Source organism: Gluconobacter sp. ESL1110, from assembly GCF_058107395.1.
Window position 1 is genome coordinate 62,372 of sequence record NZ_JBYLUK010000005.1, and the last position, 22,078, is coordinate 84,449.

A 22,078-nucleotide genomic window follows, 5' to 3' on the forward strand; every position below is an offset into this window, starting at 1 on the left:
TGTCCGCAGGAGGATCAAACCCATGCGCTCTTTCATTCCGATGCTGATACTCGGGGTCCCGGCTGTTGCCCTGGGGGCCTCGACCTGCCCTGCCGCCGCGCCAGTTCATGCACCCGGTGGCGCCCCCCCTTCGCAGCCCGCGCCTGTTATACCGGAGATGGGCCCCACGCTTCCGGCTGCTGATATTGCCGCCTCACCTGCCTTGACCCGCCTTGCGAGCCAGGGCGCACAGCTCTATCGGCTGGAATCGGAGCACGGCCTTGAGGCCATCTTCGCCCGCAGCGGCACGCAGTTCCGTGTCTTTTACCTGACGCCCGATCATCTGGCCGAAATCGGAGGGGTCATGTGGGACGCGACCGGTCATAACGTCACGCGCGATCAGGTCTCATCAATCCCGGGTGCGATCCCGACCGTGCAATGGAACCCCTCTGCCTCCGGTCAGGGCTCAAGGCCGGGCACTGCATCGGCAGCAACTGCCCCCCTGATGACAGATCCTGTTGAGCGCGTGAAAGCCGTTGCCTTCGGGCTTGAAGGACAGGACACGGCGCCCCGCGTCTATATGTTTATCGATCCGCTCTGCCCGTTCTCGACCCGAGCCTATGCAGCTCTCAAACCTGCGGTTGCCTCCGGTCGATTACAACTTGCGATCGTTCCGGTCTCGATCAACGATCATGAGAACAGCGGCGCCAGTACGCCGGCTGCGCAGCAGATGCTCTCTGCACAACCGCATGACATGGCCGCACTCTGGAGCCAGATCGATGAACTTGGACACGCTGTTCCAGGGCACGCGACCTCAGACACTGCGGGCGCCAGTCTGATGCTCAACCTCTCCGCCGCTCATGCGATTGGCCTGAGAGGAACGCCAACCTTCGTGTGGAAGGATCGCACCGGCACCCCGCATGTTGAGGCAGGACTGCCAGACGATCTCGATGCGTTTCTCGCGAGCCTTCACGCGTGAGCGGTCGTCCGACCGTGAAGCAGCGGGCCGGACGAGCCGCATTATGGCTCGTCTTTCCGTTTATCTTTGCGCTGAGGCCGGGTCTGCGTACGGCGCAGCAGGGTCTTCGGATCCTTCAGGACGTTCCTGTGATCCAGCCCGTGGATCAGACGACGTTCGAGGACCAGCCTCGCATGTCGCCGCAGATGGCTGCAATCCGTAAGCGCACCCGAACCCTGGGGCGACTGTATGGCACGCTCTGTGTGCTAGCGAGCCTCTGGTGGGTGATGATCCTCATGTGGAGCGGGGGGGCTGCGTTCAGCGCATCCTGTGTGGAAGCGCTCGCCTGTGCGATCGTTCTGGGAAGCCAGTTTGTTATTCAGGGCTTCTCAAACTGGCAGGCCCGGACAGGACGCGCCGGAAAACTCTCGGAGTATCTTTCGGACGGGCGGCTGCTCTGGCCTCGATAAGGCCAGTCTCCGGGACGTCTCAGAACGTCCCGGACTGGGCGGCTTTGCGGTCAATCGACCAGGCGGCCTTTTCATAATCAGGGCGATCACCCTGATCGACCGGATCATTAGGTTTGACAATGGTGCCGGCGCGGGTCGCCAGCGCAGGACGCCAGGTTACGGGCGCAGAGCCATAGGGTGCATAAGGATCGTAAAGCGGCTGCTTCACCATCGGGGGTGGTGGCACATTGTAAGACGAAAGCGAACGGATGTTGCCGTGAGCGCAGGCTGACAGGCTACAGAGTAAAGCCATGCCCGCAACACATTGCCTCAACGTAATGACCGTCAAGACCTGTTACCCTTTGCCTTTAGCTCGGCTTCGAGTGCGACAACACGCGCTTCAGCTTTCTCAGCTCGGCCTCGCCACAGGTCGCGTGTTTCGCGCCCCCAAGTCTGCCACTCATTTCGGTTCTTTTCCATCACGTCCAGATCGTGATTGGCGACCCTGTATTTTTCTGCGAGGGCGTCATAGCGCTGCACAAGGTCGTTATGAAGATCTACAACCTGATTATAGGCGGCCAGGGGAACAGACTGACCGGCAACCTTCGCCATTCTTTCGGTAGCCTGCGTGATGCGGCAGAGCTGACCAAACTCCAGAATGTCTGCCATGATCCGTTTTCCTTAATCCTCGGCGCGGCCAGAGATCTGCATGAGAGCTCTGGTGGTAGAGTCTACTGGCTCTGCCGCGCCCTTGTCGACGGTATTCTGGGCATTTCCGATTGCACTCACATCCGACACCGTCTGTTGGGCAATATTTGCCACTTTATCTGTGGGAGCAGCGATCCCCCGGCCGGTTGACTTGTCATTAAAGTCATCGCTGTCCACACGACCGATACTCGTCATGCCCGCCATCGCAGGGATGTGGTGGGGCAGGGTTGAAATCAGCCTGAAGCACATAACGGCGATGCTCATCTCCATTGTGACGAACATGCAGAGCAGGACGATCAGACCGATAAAATTATCCAGAAGCCAGCCGCGCTCGAAAACAAAGCCCGTTGCGATTGAAAAAGCCTTCATGACCAGCCAGGAGATTGAGGCAAAAATCGTGTAACTGAGCACGAGACCCGCAATCATCATCACCGGCCGAAAGACGATCGTGAATAACACTTCATATCCGCGGTTCCCGCGGCCATGGAGGCCCTCTCCCTGAAACACCAGATGGGCCAGCATCCACAGTGGAACGCCCACCACGGCTTCAACCACAACAATGTACCAGCCCGCGACACCTGCCATCCAATAGGCGAACGGGGTCATCGGGAGGACGTAAGCAAGCGTAATACCGGGCGCAAGGAGGAAGAAAGCGGCCGCAAAGACAGGCGTCAGGACTGCCTTGATCAGACCGCTTAGTGCGAAGCTGCCCGCGGAGGCGATGGCAGCCGGGACATCCCCTGTGGCAAGACTGGCCGCTGTTGCGAGCCCCGCTCCTGTCTTGCTGCTGAGAACCGCCGCACCACCAATTATCGCCAGCGCCGTATGTATCAGAAGATGGCCAAGCCCGATCATTGCCCCCAGCGGGTCGGTCCAGTCGCTCCCGGATGTAGGCGACAGGAGATGATTGACGATCAGCGTCATCACCCCGTTCGTGATGCCGAGCGCCTGAAGTATATGGTCCAGAGCGGATTGCCCGGAGCTGGGCAAAGCCGCACTACTGAAGAGCCTTGTCGCCCCGTTCGGCGCACTGGGACTATCTGACGTGGAGAGCTTCTGCTCCTCGGCAGCCTGATACTGTTCGATTGCCGTGATTGGACCCGCAAGATCTTTGGAGAGAAAGGACCCCAATCCCTGCCAGCTTGGCTGCGTGACCGAGGGGACAATGGAGGACATGGACAGCACTTCTGCATTAAGGCGGGAGATCTCAAGGTAGTAAGCTCCCAGGCCGCTCCATCCGAGGTTTTTCATAGCCACGTATCCGGCATCATTCGAGCCATTGCCATCTGAAGAATACTGCGCGCGGATCTTGCTGATCATGGCAGTGGCCGCTTCACTCAGCGCACTCGAATAGGACGTATTTTGCGCAGTCAGTACGCCATCCATAGAGCGCAGGGCAGTGACGTCCCGGGTCTGCCATATCGTATCCGCGAGAGAGGACATGGGCGTGCGCACCGCGCTGATCAGATTCTGCAGCGCCTGGACCTGCTTAGTTGCGACATCCGACAAATCGAGATTTGAACCGAGCATCTGCTGTTCGAGCTGCTGTGGGATCATGACCGAAATACTGCCGCACGTTACCGCAGCCGTCGCTTCGCCGACCGCAAGGCTGTAATCGACGGTCACGGGCGAACCGTTCCCGGGATTGGAAATCTTGGGTTCGGGCATGAGGTCAGGATTGTTTGAGGCCTTATTGACCAGAGCGCGGCACAGTTCGCTTTCCATCACCGCCATAACGACCGGTCGGGTCCCCGGTATAATTGGTTCGGCAAGGGGCAAAGCATCCGGGCCGATGGATTTGGCCACAACATCCGTCAGGTTGCGAGCCATCCCGATTGCCGTTTTCGCACCCTGCACGACGAGCGCCTGCCCGACCGAGAAGCCTCCATTTGCAGGGATCGGCACCATCAGGCCGAGTGCTACAACAACGCGCAGCGGCACCCACCCCGAGAAACTTGCAGAGAAAATCTTCCCGCTCTCTGCTGTCTTATGAACCTGCAGGATGGAGGCATAGCTGATCCAGAACGCTGCAATCAGCATCGCATAAGCCGAAATATACTGCAGCATTGTGCCTGTGGCTGTCTCTGTACCCCCTGACATCGGAAAGAGACTGTCGAGCACGCGGGCGGACCAGTCATCGCCCGCACTCAGGTTGCTCCAGCTCACGCTGTCTGCCGTGGTTCCGGCATAGGCGGATCCCATAGTTACCCCGAGGGCAACGACTGTCATGGTGACCGCTCGGAAGGGCCGTGACGCTCTAAGGAGCCGCATGAACTGGTGCATTGTTTTTAGACCTCGGGGCTCGGGTTGTTATCGCGACTTTGCTCCTGGCCCTGCTTTCGATCTTTGGTAAAAAAATCATGGAAACGGTCCACCAGACGCTGAAGAGCCGCACCAACTTCCTTCAAAAAGTCCTTGCCCGGCTCCTGGCCCGGAAGAGATTCCAGCTTCTTGGCGACACTGGCGGCGGTTTCTTCTGTGCTCTGAACAGTGGGATCGCTTGAGGCGTCCCGCTTAGAGGCTTCATCGCCTAAAACTTCGACCTCTTTGCCCAATCTCTGGGACGACTTGCGAAGCTTTTCCCAGGACTCTGCGAAGCCGGGCGTCTTCTCCAGAGACGCAGTGAGCTGTGCGCGAAGCGCCTTATGACTCCCATCGTCGGTCATGCCCGCAATGACAGAACTTTCTGATTGTCCAGGCTCTGACGCGGCTTTGGCAAAGGCTTCAAAAAACTCTCGGCCGACGCGTTTGAGAGCGCCTAGATCTTCTTCGACTTCACGGGCCGCTTCCTTGACCTTTCGCGTTCGGTTCTGGATCTGGCGGTCGTCGCTCTTACCTACCAGATCACTCATAAAGTCAGCCAAGCCGCGTCGATTGGCTGCCGTTGCAGCGTTCGCCGTAACCTTTGCCTCAGCCTGAGGCGACTTGCTCTCCGGCTTTGGCTTGCTGTCCGCCGCGGACTGGTTCGCATCAGGCTTAGGTGCCCCGGAATTTCGACCATCATTTGGGGTTGACCTTGTAGATGCTGGAGGTTCTTCACTTTCCGTGCGTTCCGCATTTTTCTGATCATCACGATGTACGGTGCGATCTTCCTCTGCCGAGCCTTGTGACACCGCGCCTCCCACTTCACCCGGCTGCTCAGAATGTGGACGGTCGCCCTGGAATTCATCATCTTCCCGAAAAGGACCGGCCTCTTCCTCAAGAGACTGTCGATATCCTTCGTCCTCAAACGGGTCATTCGGAGGAAGGGCAGGCTCCAGGATCTCGCGCTGCCTCTGGGGCGCTTCCTGAGGCTCTTGTGGCTCGCTCTCGCTTTGGGCACCAAGAGGCTCAGGCTCCGTCACAGTCGGCTGGGGTATTTCAGCAGAAGAAGGTGGCTGCACTTCAGGAGAGACTGCCCCCTCAGGCGCGGGCTCCGGCGTCAATGTCCCTGCTGGTTCGGGCGGCTGTACATCTGGTCGAGGTGACAACTCTGGTTCGCTCTGTTGCGCGCGGGCAGGAGTGCCGGACAGTGCCATGGTGATGCGGTAGTCCAGGACGGCAGCCAGACGTGCTGCAGCGACCGAAGCCTGTTCCTCAGGAGACATCTCGGATAGGTCCAGCGCCGCTTTACGAATATCCCGAACGAGATTTCGATCTTCAAGCGAGCCTGCCTGCGCCAAAAGCGCTTTGATTTCTTCGTTCTCCAGCCCCGGCAAATCTGTGCCATGGGCCTTCAAGCCAGCCGCGAGAATGGGCGGGATCTGCGGCTCTGCACCGGTTCCGCTCAGAGCCTTCCAGTCCTGGACAAGCCAGGCCACCTGAACCGTGAACTTTGGATCGCTTTCCAATGCAGGGTTTTCCTGCAGTCGTACGGTCAGGTCAGACAGATCTTTCGCGAGCCCGCGCTCAGCTGCGGGGATGGTGGACTGATGAGTATCAAGGGCGTTCAGGACGTAGCCTAACGGCCCTTGCTGAGTAAGAGTACCCGACATGGTCATTCCTATTCGAGACATTCAGGGGAGTGTTGTGGTGGGAACTGGCAGAGGCGAAACCGCCCGAAGCCTTTGCTCAGCGGAGGTCGCGAGCCTGTTCGCTTCCATCAGCGCCCGGGTCTGGTCCAGTTTGAACTGCTGCCAGGCAATCCAGTTACGCTGTGCATCCAGTAGAGCGATCTGGACCAGGACCGACTTGTCGGAGGGCATCGCCTGCAGATCGGCCTGCCAGTCAGTGCCACTGTATTTCCGGTTGATTTCCAGTTCCGTGGCTTCGCTTTCAGAGCCGACTGAAGTGTTAGTATAGCCCTCACGGACTGCCTCTGCCTTTTGGGCAGCACTCAGCGTCACGGTGTTCGCGTGCCACCCGATAATGTCGTCTCCGACGTGATGGGCGAGCGAAATGGCAGCATTATAGGCACGGCGACCCGGAAGGGCGGACTGCCCATCCACAGAGGTCAGGGCGCTCCCCCGCAGCGCGGCAGGCGCAACCGGCTGGATCAGTGTCGTAACATAATCATTGGCGCGGTCGATCGAGGCCTGATCCTGATAAGCCGGGGGCGTTAACAGGCTGGTGGCGTCCTGATCTGCATTCTGCTGGTCTGCGGATGCGAGCGAACAAACACCCGCGTCCGCTTCTGCATCCGAGCAGTAAAGCGTGAAATGGCGGTTATTATTGGCCTGTGCGCCCTGCCCTGCACCTTCCCAGGACGGCGTTCCTTTACCGGCCTGTGTCCGCTTGTCCTTGCCGCTATCAAGAGCCGTCGCGACGGCCGCACCATTTCGCGCCGCGACAACGGCAGCCTGCCCCCCCTCCAGATTGAGGCAATCCTGTCTGTTGGTCTCATGGTTATCGCGTTGCTGAGCTGCCCGAACGTCTCGGGCAAGTTCGGCCTGAACCATGTTGTTGGCGTCAGCTATCTGTTCCTGCGCGCCAACCTGCGCCTTCATGTAGTTGCTTAGCTGCGTAAAGCCGTCTCCGAGACTGCCGTTAATGAGGCCGAGCGTGCTGTTCAGGACTTTCTGGGCCGTTGTTATGACGCTGTTCATCGCGCCCTGGAGCGTGCTGATTGCGCCCACGATCGCAGCTGAATCAAAAAAGGCGTAAGCCGGTTTCGGGGCAGCAACGGTGGCGAGCGTGAAAACAAGAAGGCTCACACCCCCCAAGCGTCCGGCTCTTTCAAGGAGGCGCGTCATTGGGTCACCTGGGAAATGCCAGTGCTCGAACCAATCGCTTCAAAACTGTATCCAGACGGAAGCTGGCTCTGCCCGGTGACGTCCCAGCTCTGGTTACCGGTCGTATTCGTCCCGGCATTAATCAGGCTGTCGCCGCCGCCGCCAAAATTCAGGTTCGGGCAAAAGCTCCCGGCCCCAAGACCAAGATTGAAGTTCGTATCCAGCCCCGTCACAGAAAGACCGCAATGGGCGGAACTCTGGAGGCTGTCCCATTCTGATGAAAGCTGCGAGCAGATCTTGCCCATTGCCGCCTCAGCAAGAGATGCGACGTTCAATCTGTTCGTCACAACATCCAGCCCAACGCCGTTGAAGAAGTTCCCAAGGCAGGTGAACTTCGTTACGGATTTGGGCTGATGGATTGTTGCATCGTCTGCTTTCAGGTCTGCAGCAAGGCCGGTTGCCCCTGCTTGCACCAGTGTCTGGCAGCCTGTGGAAGAGTCCGCCCCGAATGCCGGAGCAATCAGACCGAAGCCCAAAGCTGCGAACAGCGGTACATAAGTTAGACGTCCACGCTCTCGACCGGCTTTCATTGCGGCGCAATCCGAGGTGTTCCTAAGGGACGCTTGTTCAACTGCGGGGCAGGCTTGACGATCGGTGCAAGAATTTGCCTTGCGGTATCTGCTGTCAGCCACCCTTTTTTGGGATTTTTCGGCTCTTTCGTCTCACCAGGCACTTTGACCCTCCAAAGCGGTTTCCATTGTGAGCGACCTTAATGATGCGAGATGTGAGTGCGCGCCGCACCGTGGCGTCCACAGGTGACTGGTCTGGCAGTGGAAAACATAGTCGCGAGACGTTCCGTTTCCGTCACAATCGGGGCCAAAAACTGAAATGTGAGCTATGCAAAATGGGAATGGGGGTATTCCCAGAACGCGGACGCGGCCATTTTCCGGACTCCGCTGCCCGTTCCACGCACTGTTGCAGAAATACACAGTTCCCAAAAAACGCCGCTCTTGCGGTAACATTTTGAGACGCATCCGGTTAGGCTGGTTGACGATAAATTAACGATCTACCGGATGTATAGAATACCATGCAGGCAAGGAATAACGAAGTGACGTTCCATCATAGCATGGTTCTTCCATGGGCTAATGTGCCTACCGAAAGAATATCTCGCCTACTGACAGGTACAAAAGTATTAATAGAACGCAAAGAAACTTCGTTAAAGCGCTCGAACACCAGAAGGTTATGGTCTCAGGATGAGACGAACGCGCTCGTAAAATGCTATCCGACCGACACGGCGATCACAGTCATTGCCGAAAGGATCGGAAGAACTCCGCAGGCTGTCACGAACAAGGCAAAGCGCCTCGGGCTCCGGCGTCCGCTTACGCTCAAGCGCCAACGTGCGGCAGAAGCGCGAAAAAACCAGCTTATTGCTCCCAAGCTCGATCAGGGTCTCGCATCTGCAACATTAGGGGTCTTCCCGAAAACCGCGTCTGGGAGAGCCATCTGGAACACCCATTCTCTGCATCTTCTGGCCGATCTCTGGAAGCGGCTCTACTCACCAGCCTTTATCTCTGAATACTTCGGCCTGAAGTATAATACTGTCTGCATGGCTGCGAAGAGAGCAGGCCTTCCAAGCCGGGCCGGTTTCACTTTGTTACGGAAATCTCCCACCGAAAATCCATTTTCTGTTGCCGAAAATGCAACACTCGCCAGTCAGATGATCGCGCGGACCTGTGGCATCACGAACACAGTTTTCTTCCAGCACCCGAAAGACCGTCGCCAGCAGCATTACAGCTACCTTGGCAGTCGCCTCGTCGAAAAACGCGCATCCGGATGCTTTCACTGATGCGTAATGCGTCTGCTGCTATCAGCCGAAGACTTCTTGATCCCGAGTTTCTTCAGCGCGTCATCAAACGTGGACTCATCGCGTTTTCAGGAAGTCTCGTGCTGAACGTCATTCTTGGATTGGCGCTCACGGTGTTGGTAATGAAAACACCGCATGTTCGCTACATTTACCATGACTCACTTGGGAAACCCCGCGAGCTAATCGTCACGGATCAACCTTATTTTTCGGATTCCGAGGTGATCAATTGGGCCGCCAGGAAAGTCACCAATCTCTACACGATGGATTTCGTGAATTATGCGAAGCATCTGGACAACTCTGCCAAAGACTTCGACCTTCCCGCATGGAATGCCTGGGGCCAGTCCTTCTCCGGGCCGGGTAATATCGAGTTTATTAAGTCCAAACGTGTTTTCCTGACTGCCACACCGAAGAGTGCGCCATCGATACGTTCCGAAGGAAAAACAAGAACGGGCGACTATGAGTGGCATGTTTCATTTCCGATGCTGCTCAAATGGGAAAATGCGTCGGGCTCGACCACCAATCTTCTGGCGGTTGACGTAACCATCAGGCGCACCAACAGTCCCGAGCATCCTGATGGGCTTGTCATCACCGAACTCAATGCGCCTCGCGCCGCCGATAACGGGGGCTGAATGCACGTCGCAATCAAAATGGTTCTCGGGATTCTGCTACTAGCGGTTCCCGACACGGTGGTCTGCGCACAGACCACGCGGGACAGCAATGGAGCGCCACGGGTTGATCCCATTTATGAGGGTTTGCCGCCACCGCCGAGTGCGATGCAAAACCTCTATGACCGGTTCGATCAGGGCCAAAGAAACCTTGATGCGCAAGACGACCCGCATCGGCTCGCCACTCCGGCATCCCGTTCGGTTCGTGTGTCCCTCGCTCCCGGCGCTCAAACCAACATTATCAGAATTGCGCAGGATTATCCCGCAGCGATCACGTTTCTTGATGAAACAGGCCAAGCATGGCCAATTGCGTGGAATATTGCCACCAACAAAAGCGGTGGCTGCGATGCACAGGGACAGGGGCAAAACTCGGCCGTGCGGAGTGTGGGTATCAACGCCTGCGTACCGGAAGCGGGGTCTAATGTTCTGCAGCTCACGCCCATTTCGCGATATGCCCACGGTGGTCTCCTGGTCAACCTCAAGGGAGCCCCAAAGCCAATATCATTTATGGTTATCAGTGGCACGGGAACCTACGACGCGGACCTGACTGTGCGGGTTGCTGCACGCGGACCAAACGCAAAAGACGCCCCGAACCTTGAACCCGACGCGCCCGCCACAGGTGATCGCAATCTGGACGCGATGCTCGATGGCGCACCGCCCGCTGATGCTGTTCCATTAGTCGTTTCTGGCGTGAGTCCGGATCGGATCAGAGCGTGGAAGCTGGGGGACAAAATGTACCTCCGCACGGATTACACGCCGATTTCTCCAGCTCCAACCGCTCATGAATCTGAATACGACGTCGGAATCTATGAGATCCCGCAGACATCAAAGGTGCTGTTGTCCTCAGGTGCCCGGATTGTCTCAGCTACACTTTCGGAGGATGGCCCGTGACCGACGCCCCATCAGGACCGAGCTCGGCCGCTCGCGGCTTTGCAACCAGTATCAAGTCCTCCCGCCGCCCCGCCTTTGCGGCTGCGGGCCTCCTGCTTTTCGCCGCGGGCGGGTGGTACATCATGAGCCACGGATCTGCGCCGAAACCGAAATCGGCAGCGTTGCAGACCCCGAACCTTGCGCCACCTGCGGGAGGCAATAATCATTCCGACAAGCTGGACAGCGCGACGCTCCAAAAAGAAAAGGCCGATGCCGATGCTGCTAAGGCCCATGGAAAATCTTTTGCGAGTGCGCTGACAACAAACAGGCCTCTTGGGGACGATAAGGCGCCACTTTTGAATGGGATGCCCGGTACGGGTTCGGCAACACAAGCTGGCGTCACCCCGCCTGGTACAGCCCACACGTCGCCACCGCCCGCAGTGAACCAGTTCACGCGCGCTCCAGCAGGAACAAAGGCCGCCCCAGCACCACCGGCCAGCCGTGTGCGGCGACCGGGAGAACTTTCCGAAGCGCAGGAGGTCGAGCTTTTGGCAGCATGGAGCGGACGGGCGGGCTCATTGGACATGGAACTTCCGGCCGAATCTGTCGCAGCGAGCGCCCATAAGCAGGCGAACGCCTCTTTTACCCAAGAGCCGCAGTCCTCTCCATCAAGCGCAAGTGCTGCACAACAAAATGCGGCGACGGTAAAACCGGCAACCCACAGGCTCCTTGCCGCAGGACGAGGCGTCTATGGTCATTCCGTACTCGGCATCAATAGCGACTATCCCGGCACGCCCGTACTCGTCGAAGTTGATTCAGGACCACTGGCCCACGACAGGCTGTCTGGCTCCTTTGAACGCAAAGACGAACGGCTGGTTATCAAGTTCGATAAACTTATGATCGGGGACAGCGATCCTTTGCCGGTCTCGGCTTATGCTGTGGCACCCGACACCATGGAAACGGGCCTCGCTTCGGAAGTTCAGGAGCATCTCGCGACGCGCATCTTTCTTCCGGCCGCTGCTGCTTTTGTCGAAGGTCTTGGCAACGCCATGCAGAACTCAAACACAAACAGCGTCACAAGCGGGCTTGGCGTAAGTTCGTTTACGCATCTGACGTTGCCTCAACAGCTTGCCGTCGGTGCCGGACGGGCCGGACAGGAGATGGGCCAGCTCCTGCAAAAACAAACGCCGCAGAACCCCACGGTCCTTTTGCACAAGGACGATCCTATCGGAGTGATTTTCACGGACCCCGTCGACGTCCCCTGACTGCACTCACAACGGCCTCTGGCATCCTGCAATCACGATACAGGAGGGACCATTAGCATGCGAGGAAACGCAATGCGCCGTGAGGACACAGGAGGGGTTGTTGAGATTCTGCGGCCCCAGAAGCGCTCCCCAGACCAGCCCGGCACACAGGCCGAAGACGCCCCGATACCACAGGAGACGGAGCTGCCGGGTACCCGGGCGCATGCGCCCGAGGCAGCGGCAGAGAACCGCCGCAAGCCTCGGAATGCGCAAAGTAACGAGGAACATCACGTCACGCGCGCGCCACGAACTCGGCTACTGGTCGGAACGGCGCTGGCGTTGCTCGGGACAGGAGGTCTTCTTGGCGGTGCTGTGGCCGTCGGTGCGCATTTCGGCGTTCCGATCCCTTTCGTAAATGACACGGCACGCGTATCGGTACCCTCCAGATCGAACGTGCCTGCCGTGGCTTCTGCTCGGAAGGAACCCTTGGCGCTGACGCCACCAACGCTCGGCACGCCCGATGTGTCAGAGAAACAGGCCCAGGAGCCATTGGTAGCTCAAAGCGACGACCCTTTCGCAGGCGAGGGCATGTCAGCCCCTATCGACCCCCCTGCCGCCCCGAAGCCTGCGGCAGTCAAAGCGGCTCCTACCATCTCCACGACGCCCGCTGTCGCGGACCAAACGCCGAACGCCCCAGCGGTTCCGACGAGCCAGGCGGCACCTGCACCTCAGACACAGCCGGTCGTGTCAGTAGCTCCGGCCGCAGCACCCGTGCCTTCTGTCGCGTCACCTGCATCCTCGTCTCCGGACGCAGCTCTCGAGCTCGAGATGGCCAAACAGCTGAAGGCGTTGGACGATCATGTCGCGGCCTTGCAGAAAAACGTCGATGCCATGCAGGACAATCTGACGGGGGCGCTAAACCGCGGTCTTGGCGAGTTCAAGGGACGTCTTGACGAACTTCAGCATCACGAAGACCAGACAGATCGCGCACTCCAGGCGAGCCAGTCTGCGCTCCTCCATCCTGCTCATGACCACAGCAACGCCGCACCCATTGCGTCTCGGGTCGTAAATGTCGCGCTGCCTCACCTTTCCGCCGAACCCAGCGCGCCGAAACCCACCCCTGTTCATCTGCCCCAGTACACAGTGCAGGCAGGAGCGCCAGGAATTGCCATTCTTCAAGACGAACAGGGCAATGCCAGTCGCGTCGAGGCCGGCTCCGTTATACCCGGTTGGGGGCCCGTCATCACGATCACGTCTTCAGGCTCGCGATGGGTCGTGCGCACTCCAAAAGGCCTGATCCACTAAAATGGAGGGGCTCTTCGACTTCGCTCAGGATCTTGGTGCCGCGCTGTCCTGGCTGCTCCCGTTTCTCTGCTACGTCGGCGGAGGCTGCTTTCTTCTGAGCGGCGTTATGGGTATTTTTCAGCGCTCATCCATCAGTAACGGATTACTCTCCAAGGGCGTGGTTCCGGAGATGATGATCCTTGTCGGTGCGACTTTCCTGTCGTTTCCCGAGTTCCTCAATATGGGAAACCGAACCCTCGGTTTCGAGGGCAATGCGGGCATCGGCACACCGACCAAGATGAGCTTCTCTTCAGATACCCTGATGACGGCGGCCCAAGGCGGCCCGCTGGCTGCCCTGACGGCCATCCTCAATGTCTTTCATGTCTATTTCGCAGCCTATGGCGCGCTGATCGTCTATTTCGCGATCGTGCGTCAGATGGGCCGGGCGAAAGGCGCGAACAACAGTTCCACCGGCCTGAACATGGTCATGGGAATAGCGGGATTCCTCGTGATGAACGCAGACGTCCTTGGTCCTGCACTCCTCAAAGAACTGAAGCTTGTGCAGTGACCCCACACCTTCACCCTACAGTTGACGCCGAGAGCGTCTATTCCGGAGTCATTATGACACAGACCTCCCACACACACCTGAAGCGTTCCCTGATGGTCGCGGCCCCTTCGCTTGCCGCATTGTCATCTCTTGCTTTCGCTTCCGCAGCACATGCTCAGGCTATTGACGACATCACGCGTGATGCAACCCAGAAGGGGATGAACGCCTTTGGCATGGCGCTGAACGCCTTCTGCTTTATTGGCGGTGGCATTCTGCTTGCGATGGCGGTTTTCGGCTGGTGGCAGCATCAACGGAATCCGAACGCAGGATCAAAGCCGGGCATGATCATGGCTGGCTTTATCTGCGGCGGCATCCTGCTGGCTTTTCCGTTCCTCGCCAAGACTGCGTCCTTCACGATGTTTGGTACCGCACCGAGCGTCACAGGCGAGCAGCAGCAGATGAAGTTCGACAAGTAAGATGCCGTCGTCCCGTCCACTCGTCTCAACCGGCAAAAACAAGCTGATGGTCGAGGACCTGAAGGCACCATCTAGCGGGCACTGCACCTGCTGCGAGCACATGCTCGCGGTAGTCAGCGTGGCAGGCAGACCCCTCTGCCTGACCTGTGCTCCGGCCTTTGCCCTTGATGAGCCAGGTATAGACGATGTTGCGACCCTGATATGGCTTCCTCACCTGGATCAAGGCGCTCTGGGGCGTTGCGTCACAGCGCTTCATGTAGCGGCAAGAGCAACTGACCATACCGTTCACGACCAGTCGCTTACTGGTCAGGCGCTCAGCGCAAAGCGTGCCTTCGAGGCGCTTCTCTCCTGCCGCCTCGGGGCCGTGGAGAAAATCGGAACGGACCGCCCGTCTCTGTATCGATCCGCTCTGAAGAGCCTCTCTCGTAACCCTCTTCCGGAAGCCCATGAAACAGGACTGCGGATCCTCATGAAGGGCACGTGGTTTCCAGATAATCCGCGCCGCTATCTCGACGCGGCTCAAGAATGGGCAGTGGCACGCTGATGTTACGTAAAAAACCTGCGCACTCAGACGAGCAGGAAAGCCCCCGTCTTCCCCGGTCCAGAGCCTCCTTCCTTGATGGTGTCCTGCGCTGGATTGCCGCCGCCTCTACCTATCTGCACCGGGACGTGACATCGTTCTGCGATCTGGCAACCTGCGATCAACTCGGCCTGATCACGTTCCAGGGCGATTACGCCACCGTCATCAGCCTGCGAGGAATGCGGCGCATTGCCAACGGCGCTGAAATCGCCGCGGCATCCTCGCGACTTCGTCTGGCTCTAGGTAGTCAGTTCAGCCGACCCGGGCATGCGTTGCAGTTCTGCTATGTCGCCGATCCTGAGGGTGTCGGTGAGAGCATCCGGCGAAACCTCGATGAACGACGGACCGTTGCAGGTGCGCTGAACGCCGATTTCGAAGATATCTTCACCGAACGACAGAAGGTGCTTCCGCCCTTCATGCGTCAGGAGCGCACGTATCTTGTGCTCTGGACAAGACCTGCATGCCTGTCATCGCAGGAGGTGTCACAGGCGAAGCGCGAGCGGGCCAACCGCCTCAAGGGTCTGCCGCCGCTTAGTGATGCACAGAACCCACTTTTGGGAAGCCTCGAACTCGGCACCATCCATCAGACCTTCGTTCAGGGCACTTGCGATGCTCTGAGTGCTGAGGCTGTGCAGGTCGATATTCTCAGCCCCGAAGAGGGTCTTCAGGCCATTCGCCACGAACTCTACCCCGATACGTTAGGCTCTTCGTGGACCCCCTCCACGCCGCTTCGCAGCCCGGGTGAAACCATTCCGGAGACTGACGCGCCCCCTGATGCGTCGGCGGCCTTATGGCCCCCGTTGCGCGAACAGCTCTTTCGTGACGATGCTGCCACTCCTGATTTTTCGACCGCCCGAATAGGTGTGTTCGACTGGAGCCCCATCGAGCTGACGCGTGTACCCGAAATGCCGGTGCCGGGCGTCAGCAACAAGCCGGTTCCGACTTTTACCGAGCTTGCGGCACGTCTGTCGGGTCGTCGCATACCATGGCGCGCGACAGCTTTGATCGAAGGCGTGCGACCGGGTTACATGATGTGGAAGGATACGATCGCTCAGTTCCTGAAATTCGGCTCCAACACCCCCATCAATTCCGGGTTCGAAGAGCTGAAGGCCATGCGTAACAGCCAGAGTGACAGCATCGTCAAGCTGCGCATGGCCTTCGCCACCCGCTCGAACGCCGGTGACACCGAGACACTCCGCACCCGCGCCTCAAGGCTGGAGCAGGCCATCCAGTCCTGGGACAGTGCTCAGGCCAGCCGCGTGTGTGGAGATCCGCTTGCGGGTGTGCTGTCTTCCGTCCCCGGGATCGCCCTTGCCTCGACCGCACCTCCGACCCCTGGCCCGATGTCCCAGATTCTGACGATGATGCCATGGGCCAGGCCAGGGATGCCCTGGGCCGACGGCGCAATGCTGTTTCGTGCGAACGACGGCACCGTGGTTCCTTATGACCCTGCTGGCTCAGGGCGCGAGGCGGTACTTGACCTGTTCGTAGCGCCTTCTCGTCGCGGCAAATCCATGCTGGCCAATGCCCTCCTGCTGGCCACGGTTCTGAGCCCTGCTGCAATGACAGCTCAAGGCGCCAAACTGCCCCTGATCGGCAAGATGGACGTTGGAGATTCGTCTTCAGGGTTTATCGATATGGTCAAGGCCGGCTTGCGACAGGAAGACCGGCACCTTGCAATCCATATTCCGTTTCAGCTGATTGACGCACACGCTTACAATATTTTCGATACCGAAACATGCTGCCGGGCACCGCTGCCCTATCACCGCACGTTTCTGACCAATTTCATCGCGCAGATCTGCAAGCCGCTGGATGGCTCAGACTTCGAGGGCATGAACCAGCTGATCGACGCGCTCATAACGGCCGCGTATGAATACTTCTCTGACACGGGACCCTCTGTGCGGCCAAAGATGTACCGTGAGGGCGTTGATCGCTCGGGCATCGACGCGGCTCTTGCGCATCATCGTCTTGTGGCGACGCGGAATACGTCCTGGTGGGAAGTTGCAGACCTGCTGGCAAACGCCGGCGACATGCGCATGGCGCACCGCGCAACACAGTTTGCCGTTCCGGTTATCGGCGATCTCGTCGAGGTCGTGCGTGAAGAGCGCATCCGCATGGAGTTCGACAAGACGAACCCGACAGGCGGCGCAGAGTCCTCCATTGACGTCTTCCGACGATACCTCAATCACTTCGTCGCAAAATTTCCAAGTCTGACAAAGCCCACACGTCTGGATCTTGGAGAGGCGCGGATTGTGGTCATCGACATTGACCGGGTCGCGCCGGAGGGTCAGGGAGAGGCACAGCGCCAGACAGATCTTATGTATCTTCTGGGGTTTCAGATCGCTTCGCGCAACTTCTTCCTACATCCAGAGGATGCCCAATACGTCCCTCTCCATGTGCGTCCGTATCATCGCAAGCGTTTCGAGGAGTTTCGGGAAAGCTTCAAGCGGATTGAGTGCGACGAGTTCCAGAGAACCGCAGGTGCCCCGTTCGTGCAAAAGCAGTTCGAAGAGGCGGCACGGCGCGGCGCGAAGCTCAACGTAAAAATCGGCCTTGCCAGCCAGAAGCTCGCCGACTTTGGGGACTATCTCATCTCTCACTCGACCGGTCGCTTCATCCTGGGGGCAGGCGACGAAGACGAAGCCAATGAGATCTGCACACGGTTCCGCCTGAGTTCAGCTGCGCAGGCCATCGTACGCAATGGACTGAACGGCCCTCGCGCCGATGGAAGCGGTGCCCCACTCATCTGGCAGACGCGCGTAAATCACGAGCTCTACGAGCTGTTCGTTCTCAATCTCATGGGGCCGATTGAACTCTGGGCTCTCTCCACCAGTCCAAAGGACACGGCGCTGCGCCGCCGCCTTTATGACGCGTTAGGAACGACGGAAGCACGTCGACGCCTCGCAAGGGTTTTCCCACGGGGGTCGGCCGAGCAGGAAATCGAGCGTCGCGAAGACGTCCGGATGAAAGCCGGTCAGGATTCAAGCACCGCCCTCGGCGGCGTGATCGAGGACATTGCCAGAGAACTCAGGGATGGTGTTGGGCTGGGTACGGTCATCCGGATGCCTTCTGAAGACGAACTGTCCGCACTCACAAAGGAGTCCGCCACACTAACAGCATGAAGAACGCTCTTTTCATGCTTCCGCTCGTCGGTCTTGCAGCGCTCAGCGGGTGTGCGGGTGAGAATACCGAGACCCCGGTGACAGTCGATGTTCCGGGGATGCCGTCACCCGAGCTGGCCCTGCAAAAAAGCCTTGATCGTATCAACGGCTTTTTGGGGAGCCTGAATCAGAGGATCGATACACCGGTTCGACAAACAACCGCGCTTGCTGTCACGCCCTCCCACCCGATCAATCTCGCGCCACAAGCCCAGGCATCTTCGCCGCCGGTAACATCCCCACCGGCTGCATCGCATGAAGCCAGCCCGCTTGCTGGCAAAGCGGGCCTGACGTGGTTCGCTTACGGCGATGGCTATGCACGGGTGCGCTGCGCGCCAAGTGCCCTCTGCATTCTTCGCCTTCAGCCGGGTGAGACAGTCGCAAGTGAGGCCCTTGCTGTAGAGCCAAAAGCCGGATGGCGGACAGATCTTGTGCGTGGAACACACGGCATTCACGCTGCATGGGCCGTCGCACTCACGCCTGACCCGGCCGCCAGGCAGTCCATCCTGCGCTTCTCGACCAGTCGACGCTCTTATATCGTCATTCTTGATCCCGTCGGCCCTTCAATGCGCAGCATTGCCTACAGCTATGCTTCGGGCGATCCGCAGACGCAGCCCGAGCCGCCGCCGTCGCCAGAGGCGCTGGCCAGGCGGAATACGCCAGATTTTGACTTCCACATGACGGGCAGCAGCCCGGGATGGAAGCCTCTGCGGATCTACCGCGAGGGCGATCATACCTACATTCAGTTTCCGCCCGGTGGGATCAACAGCGCCCCTCGTCTGGTTGTGCTGTCACCCTCCACCACCGCAACCCAGCCGTACCGAACGGTCGGTGACTCTTACGTCGTCGATCTACCCGTCACTGACGCCCTGTTGATCGGTAACGACCCCGGCTCTCCTACAATTCGCATCTCTCATGGAGGAAAGGCATGACGCGCCGTCCTTATGCTCTCACAGTGGCGTCGCTGCTCGCTTTCCTGAGCGCTTGCACCGAAGTTCCGCCGTCACAAACGTCCCACATCAGCGGAGCGGGCTTTCGAGACACGTCCGCCCTCACCGTCTTCATTGCGGACATCCTTGCACATAGTCTGGATGCAGGGCGAACAGTCCTGCGCCTCGCACCCTATATCGGCCCGGATGACGCTCACGCCCAGATCCTGCTGACGGACACCCTGCGCGAGCGGGGCTTCGCTCTCTCACCACAGGGCATGCCATATCCGGGGGCGCAGACCGTGCGCTATGCCGTCTCTCCCCTGGGGGCGGATCTTCTGGTGGAACTGGATGTCGAAGATGCTGTTGCCACCTGTCTTTACGGACATGACAACGCCGGAGCTTTGAGGCGCAAGGGCAGCTGCAGCCTTCGGAGCGGTGCGTCCCTGACGCTCCAGATCCCTGAACAGGACGTTCTGGTTTCGGGGCCGCCTGCCCCTGAAAAACCTCAGCAGACGCCACCACCCGGTCCAGTCCAGCTGGCCCCACAAAACCCCGTCATTCAACCCCATCCGGATGAGGTCGAAGCCAAGCCACTCCCTGTCCGGGCACCCGTGGATCCGGAGCATCCGGCGCTGGTGAAGCTTCAGCCCCCTGCGGAAGTCTGGACGCTTGTGGAAGGGCAACCCATCCGGGACCAGATGATGGCCTGGGCTGACCGCGCTGGCTGGAAGATCAGCTGGCCAGCCTCCCTGAACTGGATGGTGCCGGCCATGACGACCTTCAACGGTGATTTCAAAACCGTCATGTCGTCCGTCATCCAGACAGTATCGGACGAAGGGAAGTCCATTCGGGCGGAGTTCCACACCCCTAACAGATACCTCGTTGTAACTTCGCCAGGAGGCGGCCGATGAAACTACGCACCACATTCCTGGCAACACTGGCAGCCGGCACACTTCTCTCCGGATGCCAGGACTTCCAGGACGCCCAGCATCGCGAAGCCGATGTCATGAACACGGCCGAGCGTCAGCACGTCCCGAACATCCCGGTCATTTCAGAGAGCGACAAGCCCTGGCTTCTTGGTGACGCGATTAAGGATGTCGATCCCATTCCAGACCTCCTGAAACATCCCGCCGCCATAACGATCGCGCGCCCCACGTCGCTTCGGGACGCGGCCATTCTGGCCAGCCGCCTGACAAGCGTTCCTGTCAGAATCAGGCCGGATGCGGAGGATGCTGACGATGGTAGCGAGATCGGTACGGAGACAGCCCGATCCGTCAGTTTCAACGGCACAAATCTCCCCCCGCCGCCAGTGATGTCAGCCATGTCGGCCGCCCTGGGAAACAAGGGGAGGAGTGCGAAGCAGGGCTGGAGCGGCAGCGGTGACTGGCTAAAGTATGACGGCACACGCGAAGGCGTGTTCCAGGCTCTCGCTACGCGCTTTGGGGTCTGGCAGCGGTTCGTCGACGGCCATGTCGAGTTTTACCGCACGCTTACCAAGACCTTTACCGTCCCTGCCTTTGCGGGTGACACACAGGCCAGCACGTCCATCATAGCCTATACAGGTGGCGGCTCAGGATCCTCAGGGTCATCATCGGGAAGCATGGGAGGCGGTGGGTCGTCTTCCGGCTCAGGAAGCTTGTCTGGTCAGTCTTCAGGACAATCTTCTGGCATCGCCTCGGTATCGAGCACCAGTAAGACCAATCGCTGGAAGACCATCGAACACACTGCGCAGATCGTATCAGGAGGGGCAAGCGTCGTCGCGGATGAAGGCCTGGGCACACTGTCGGCCACCGGAACGCCTGACCAGATTGCACGTGTCGATGACTGGATGAAGAACCTGAACGATGGCCTGATGAAACAGGTCGCGGTCGAAGTCCACGTCTATACCGTCAAAGTCTCCCATGAGAGCAATTACGGATGGAGCCCGCAGCTTGCCCTCAAGAACTACGGCAAGGCGTTCGGAATGGCAGCGATGCCTGCTGCGATCCCGGCCCTGCAGAGTGCGGACACCCCCTTCAGCTTCGGCGCGTCCATTCTCGACACGGCGACCGGAGCAACAGGACAGTTCTCCGGGACCAAGTTTGTCGTCCAGGCGCTTCAGCAACTCGGAAACGTCACCGAACAGTATGATCGGGGCGTGGTGACGACCAACGGCGTTACAGCCCCGTTCCAGAACGGTATCAACACGACGTATCTCGCCAATACGACGACCACACTCGCGACCAATGCCGGATCTGCCAACTCGCTGTCTCCAGGGGTTATCATGTCAGGCTTCATGGGGTCGGTGACGCCGAAGATCGTCGATAACCGTATTCTCCTGAGGGTAAATTTCCTCCTTCAGACACTCCTGTCGATTCAGACGATCACGTCCAATGGCTCCAGCCTTCAGGCGCCCAAGAGCTCGAATACGTCGCTTGATGACACAGTGGCTCTGCAGAATGGTTCAACCCTCGTCCTGAGCGGATATGTCGACGACGCAACGTCCCGGACACGCAACGGTGTCGGGTCAGCCCTGAACTGGGTCACAGGCGGCGGCGGCGACGCCCAGGTTTCCAAAACACATGTTGTCGTCACGGTCGAGGCTCGCACCCTATGAAACACCTCATCACAGCAGCGATTGTTTTTACTCTGCCTGGCCTGGCGCACGCTGCAGCGCTCGATTGCGCAAAGCACCTCAACGAACCTGCCGCAGGTGAGGTTCTGAGCATGGCGCAGATTGACCAGAACAACGCCTGTCTGACGTATCTTCAACAGGCAAAGGCAGCGTCCGACCTGACAACGGCCATTGCTGCGAACGAGCGCAAGCAGAATGAGAAGCAGGGACAGGGACAGGCGCCCCGGGCGGCACTTGATACGATGCAGGGACCGCCGCTTTCACCACCCCCACGTGAGGCACCGAATGAGGATCACCCCATCCCCAGAAGCGTGACGAAGCCTCCCACCTATGACGCTTTGCTGGTTGATCCATACAATCACACGGCGTCTGCCATTCTCAGGTTTGCAGACGGGAGCACCTCTGAAGTCTCAAAAGGGGTTACGCTACCGGACGGAAGCGTCGTGCTCGCGGTGACGTCTTCAGGCGTCCAGATCTCTTCAAACGGGATCAGAAGCCGCCTGAACGCAACCGGCAGCCAGCCGAGCGGCACGCAGATCATCGCCATTCCGGGCGCGTCGAACACGCTCCCCCCACCGACCTACACGCGCTGAGGGGCCG

At 59.1% G+C, this 22,078-nt stretch carries 21 protein-coding genes; 15 read left to right on the top strand and 6 right to left on the bottom strand.

The genetic code is table 11. The features are described 5' to 3' along the window. The first annotated feature begins 22 nt into the window (after nucleotides 1-22). Nucleotides 23-958 (top strand): thioredoxin domain-containing protein, encoded by a 936-nt coding sequence (locus tag AC3B6F_RS02180; protein WP_489823246.1) that lies wholly within the window; start codon nucleotides 23-25, stop codon nucleotides 956-958. Then, nucleotides 955-1,407 carry a hypothetical protein gene (locus AC3B6F_RS02185; RefSeq protein WP_249196169.1) on the top strand — a complete coding sequence of 151 codons (453 nt, stop codon included), beginning with the start codon at nucleotides 955-957 and terminating at the stop codon, nucleotides 1,405-1,407. The genes AC3B6F_RS02180 and AC3B6F_RS02185 overlap by 4 nt, the downstream gene beginning before the upstream one ends. Nucleotides 1,408-1,426: 19 nt before the next feature. On the opposite strand, the gene AC3B6F_RS02190 is transcribed toward AC3B6F_RS02185, so the two are convergent. The 6 genes from AC3B6F_RS02190 to AC3B6F_RS02215 are packed head-to-tail and all read right to left on the bottom strand — an operon-like array spanning nucleotide 1,427 to nucleotide 7,834. Continuing rightward, complete coding sequence (locus AC3B6F_RS02190) at nucleotides 1,427-1,699, bottom strand: hypothetical protein (RefSeq protein ID WP_489823247.1); 273 nt, start codon at nucleotides 1,697-1,699, stop codon at nucleotides 1,427-1,429. 32 nt (nucleotides 1,700-1,731) lie between these two features. Next, complete coding sequence (locus AC3B6F_RS02195) at nucleotides 1,732-2,055, bottom strand: hypothetical protein (protein ID WP_489823248.1); 324 nt, start codon at nucleotides 2,053-2,055, stop codon at nucleotides 1,732-1,734. Between the two features lie 12 nt (nucleotides 2,056-2,067). Next, nucleotides 2,068-4,323 (bottom strand): DotA/TraY family protein, encoded by a 2,256-nt coding sequence (locus AC3B6F_RS02200; protein WP_489823249.1) that lies wholly within the window; start codon nucleotides 4,321-4,323, stop codon nucleotides 2,068-2,070. Between the two features lie 59 nt (nucleotides 4,324-4,382). Further along, nucleotides 4,383-6,068: a hypothetical protein gene (locus AC3B6F_RS02205; protein ID WP_489823250.1), complete on the bottom strand. Its 1,686-nt coding sequence runs from the start codon at nucleotides 6,066-6,068 to the stop codon at nucleotides 4,383-4,385. Nucleotides 6,069-6,089: 21 nt separating this feature from the next. Beyond that, on the bottom strand, nucleotides 6,090-7,265 hold the full coding sequence (locus AC3B6F_RS02210) for a hypothetical protein (RefSeq protein WP_062454362.1): 1,176 nt from the start codon (nucleotides 7,263-7,265) through the stop codon (nucleotides 6,090-6,092). Continuing rightward, the gene (locus AC3B6F_RS02215) at nucleotides 7,262-7,834 is read right to left on the bottom strand and encodes a hypothetical protein (protein ID WP_249196165.1); all 573 of its coding nucleotides are present in this window, start codon (nucleotides 7,832-7,834) and stop codon (nucleotides 7,262-7,264) included. The genes AC3B6F_RS02210 and AC3B6F_RS02215 overlap by 4 nt, the downstream gene beginning before the upstream one ends. A 497-nt stretch (nucleotides 7,835-8,331) precedes the next feature. On the opposite strand from AC3B6F_RS02215, the gene AC3B6F_RS02220 reads away from it, so the two are divergent. Genes AC3B6F_RS02220 through pilP form a run of 13 tightly spaced genes read left to right on the top strand, consistent with a single transcriptional unit; the run spans nucleotide 8,332 to nucleotide 22,071 of the window. Further along, nucleotides 8,332-9,090 carry a hypothetical protein gene (locus AC3B6F_RS02220; protein WP_099287110.1) on the top strand — a complete coding sequence of 253 codons (759 nt, stop codon included), beginning with the start codon at nucleotides 8,332-8,334 and terminating at the stop codon, nucleotides 9,088-9,090. Next, nucleotides 9,090-9,737: a DotI/IcmL family type IV secretion protein gene (locus AC3B6F_RS02225; protein ID WP_099287111.1), complete on the top strand. Its 648-nt coding sequence runs from the start codon at nucleotides 9,090-9,092 to the stop codon at nucleotides 9,735-9,737. The genes AC3B6F_RS02220 and AC3B6F_RS02225 overlap by 1 nt, the downstream gene beginning before the upstream one ends. Further along, entirely contained in the window at nucleotides 9,738-10,664 is a 927-nt protein-coding gene (locus tag AC3B6F_RS02230; protein ID WP_099287112.1) for a DotH/IcmK family type IV secretion protein, read from the top strand. Then, nucleotides 10,661-11,908 (top strand): DotG/IcmE/VirB10 family type IV secretion system protein, encoded by a 1,248-nt coding sequence (locus AC3B6F_RS02235; RefSeq protein ID WP_338085341.1) that lies wholly within the window; start codon nucleotides 10,661-10,663, stop codon nucleotides 11,906-11,908. Before AC3B6F_RS02230 ends, AC3B6F_RS02235 begins: the two co-directional genes overlap by 4 nt. A 57-nt stretch (nucleotides 11,909-11,965) precedes the next feature. Next, nucleotides 11,966-13,192, top strand: coding sequence for a hypothetical protein (locus tag AC3B6F_RS02240; protein WP_489823251.1), 1,227 nt, complete (start codon nucleotides 11,966-11,968; stop codon nucleotides 13,190-13,192). A 1-nt stretch (nucleotide 13,193) separates the two neighbouring features. Then, complete coding sequence (locus AC3B6F_RS02245) at nucleotides 13,194-13,739, top strand: hypothetical protein (RefSeq protein WP_062106755.1); 546 nt, start codon at nucleotides 13,194-13,196, stop codon at nucleotides 13,737-13,739. Between the two features lie 53 nt (nucleotides 13,740-13,792). Then, complete coding sequence (locus AC3B6F_RS02250; RefSeq protein WP_062106757.1) at nucleotides 13,793-14,194, top strand: hypothetical protein; 402 nt, start codon at nucleotides 13,793-13,795, stop codon at nucleotides 14,192-14,194. A 1-nt stretch (nucleotide 14,195) separates the two neighbouring features. After that, nucleotides 14,196-14,738, top strand: a complete 543-nt coding sequence (locus AC3B6F_RS02255; RefSeq protein WP_082780044.1) for a hypothetical protein — start codon at nucleotides 14,196-14,198, stop codon at nucleotides 14,736-14,738. Beyond that, nucleotides 14,738-17,896: a type IV secretion protein DotO gene (locus AC3B6F_RS02260; RefSeq protein ID WP_489823252.1), complete on the top strand. Its 3,159-nt coding sequence runs from the start codon at nucleotides 14,738-14,740 to the stop codon at nucleotides 17,894-17,896. The genes AC3B6F_RS02255 and AC3B6F_RS02260 overlap by 1 nt, the downstream gene beginning before the upstream one ends. A gap of 14 nt (nucleotides 17,897-17,910) precedes the next feature. Next, the gene (locus tag AC3B6F_RS02265; RefSeq protein ID WP_249196162.1) at nucleotides 17,911-18,864 is read left to right on the top strand and encodes a TrbG/VirB9 family P-type conjugative transfer protein; all 954 of its coding nucleotides are present in this window, start codon (nucleotides 17,911-17,913) and stop codon (nucleotides 18,862-18,864) included. Then, the gene (locus AC3B6F_RS02270; RefSeq protein ID WP_489823253.1) at nucleotides 18,861-19,775 is read left to right on the top strand and encodes a toxin co-regulated pilus biosynthesis Q family protein; all 915 of its coding nucleotides are present in this window, start codon (nucleotides 18,861-18,863) and stop codon (nucleotides 19,773-19,775) included. The genes AC3B6F_RS02265 and AC3B6F_RS02270 overlap by 4 nt, the downstream gene beginning before the upstream one ends. Beyond that, entirely contained in the window at nucleotides 19,772-21,460 is a 1,689-nt protein-coding gene (locus tag AC3B6F_RS02275) for a pilus assembly protein PilN (protein ID WP_489823254.1), read from the top strand. Before AC3B6F_RS02270 ends, AC3B6F_RS02275 begins: the two co-directional genes overlap by 4 nt. Then, nucleotides 21,457-22,071 carry a type IV pilus biogenesis protein PilP gene (pilP, locus tag AC3B6F_RS02280; protein ID WP_489823255.1) on the top strand — a complete coding sequence of 205 codons (615 nt, stop codon included), beginning with the start codon at nucleotides 21,457-21,459 and terminating at the stop codon, nucleotides 22,069-22,071. Before AC3B6F_RS02275 ends, pilP begins: the two co-directional genes overlap by 4 nt. The last annotated feature ends 7 nt before the right edge of the window (nucleotides 22,072-22,078 follow it).

Excerpts from the sequence above, each read along its gene's own strand:
- AC3B6F_RS02180 (WP_489823246.1), top strand. The coding sequence starts at position 23 with ATGCGCTCTTTCATTCCGATGCTGATACTCGGGGTCCCGGCTGTTGCC.
- AC3B6F_RS02190 (WP_489823247.1), bottom strand. The coding sequence starts at position 1,699 with ATGGCTTTACTCTGTAGCCTGTCAGCCTGCGCTCACGGCAACATCCGT.
- AC3B6F_RS02195 (WP_489823248.1), bottom strand. The coding sequence starts at position 2,055 with ATGGCAGACATTCTGGAGTTTGGTCAGCTCTGCCGCATCACGCAGGCT.
- AC3B6F_RS02200 (WP_489823249.1), bottom strand. The coding sequence starts at position 4,323 with ATGACAGTCGTTGCCCTCGGGGTAACTATGGGATCCGCCTATGCCGGA.
- AC3B6F_RS02205 (WP_489823250.1), bottom strand. The coding sequence starts at position 6,068 with ATGTCGGGTACTCTTACTCAGCAAGGGCCGTTAGGCTACGTCCTGAAC.
- AC3B6F_RS02210 (WP_062454362.1), bottom strand. The coding sequence starts at position 7,265 with ATGACGCGCCTCCTTGAAAGAGCCGGACGCTTGGGGGGTGTGAGCCTT.
- AC3B6F_RS02215 (WP_249196165.1), bottom strand. The coding sequence starts at position 7,834 with ATGAAAGCCGGTCGAGAGCGTGGACGTCTAACTTATGTACCGCTGTTC.
- AC3B6F_RS02220 (WP_099287110.1), top strand. The coding sequence starts at position 8,332 with ATGCAGGCAAGGAATAACGAAGTGACGTTCCATCATAGCATGGTTCTT.
- AC3B6F_RS02225 (WP_099287111.1), top strand. The coding sequence starts at position 9,090 with ATGCGTAATGCGTCTGCTGCTATCAGCCGAAGACTTCTTGATCCCGAG.
- AC3B6F_RS02230 (WP_099287112.1), top strand. The coding sequence starts at position 9,738 with ATGCACGTCGCAATCAAAATGGTTCTCGGGATTCTGCTACTAGCGGTT.
- AC3B6F_RS02240 (WP_489823251.1), top strand. The coding sequence starts at position 11,966 with ATGCGAGGAAACGCAATGCGCCGTGAGGACACAGGAGGGGTTGTTGAG.
- AC3B6F_RS02245 (WP_062106755.1), top strand. The coding sequence starts at position 13,194 with ATGGAGGGGCTCTTCGACTTCGCTCAGGATCTTGGTGCCGCGCTGTCC.
- AC3B6F_RS02250 (WP_062106757.1), top strand. The coding sequence starts at position 13,793 with ATGACACAGACCTCCCACACACACCTGAAGCGTTCCCTGATGGTCGCG.
- AC3B6F_RS02255 (WP_082780044.1), top strand. The coding sequence starts at position 14,196 with ATGCCGTCGTCCCGTCCACTCGTCTCAACCGGCAAAAACAAGCTGATG.
- AC3B6F_RS02260 (WP_489823252.1), top strand. The coding sequence starts at position 14,738 with ATGTTACGTAAAAAACCTGCGCACTCAGACGAGCAGGAAAGCCCCCGT.
- AC3B6F_RS02265 (WP_249196162.1), top strand. The coding sequence starts at position 17,911 with ATGCTTCCGCTCGTCGGTCTTGCAGCGCTCAGCGGGTGTGCGGGTGAG.
- AC3B6F_RS02270 (WP_489823253.1), top strand. The coding sequence starts at position 18,861 with ATGACGCGCCGTCCTTATGCTCTCACAGTGGCGTCGCTGCTCGCTTTC.
- AC3B6F_RS02275 (WP_489823254.1), top strand. The coding sequence starts at position 19,772 with ATGAAACTACGCACCACATTCCTGGCAACACTGGCAGCCGGCACACTT.
- pilP (WP_489823255.1), top strand. The coding sequence starts at position 21,457 with ATGAAACACCTCATCACAGCAGCGATTGTTTTTACTCTGCCTGGCCTG.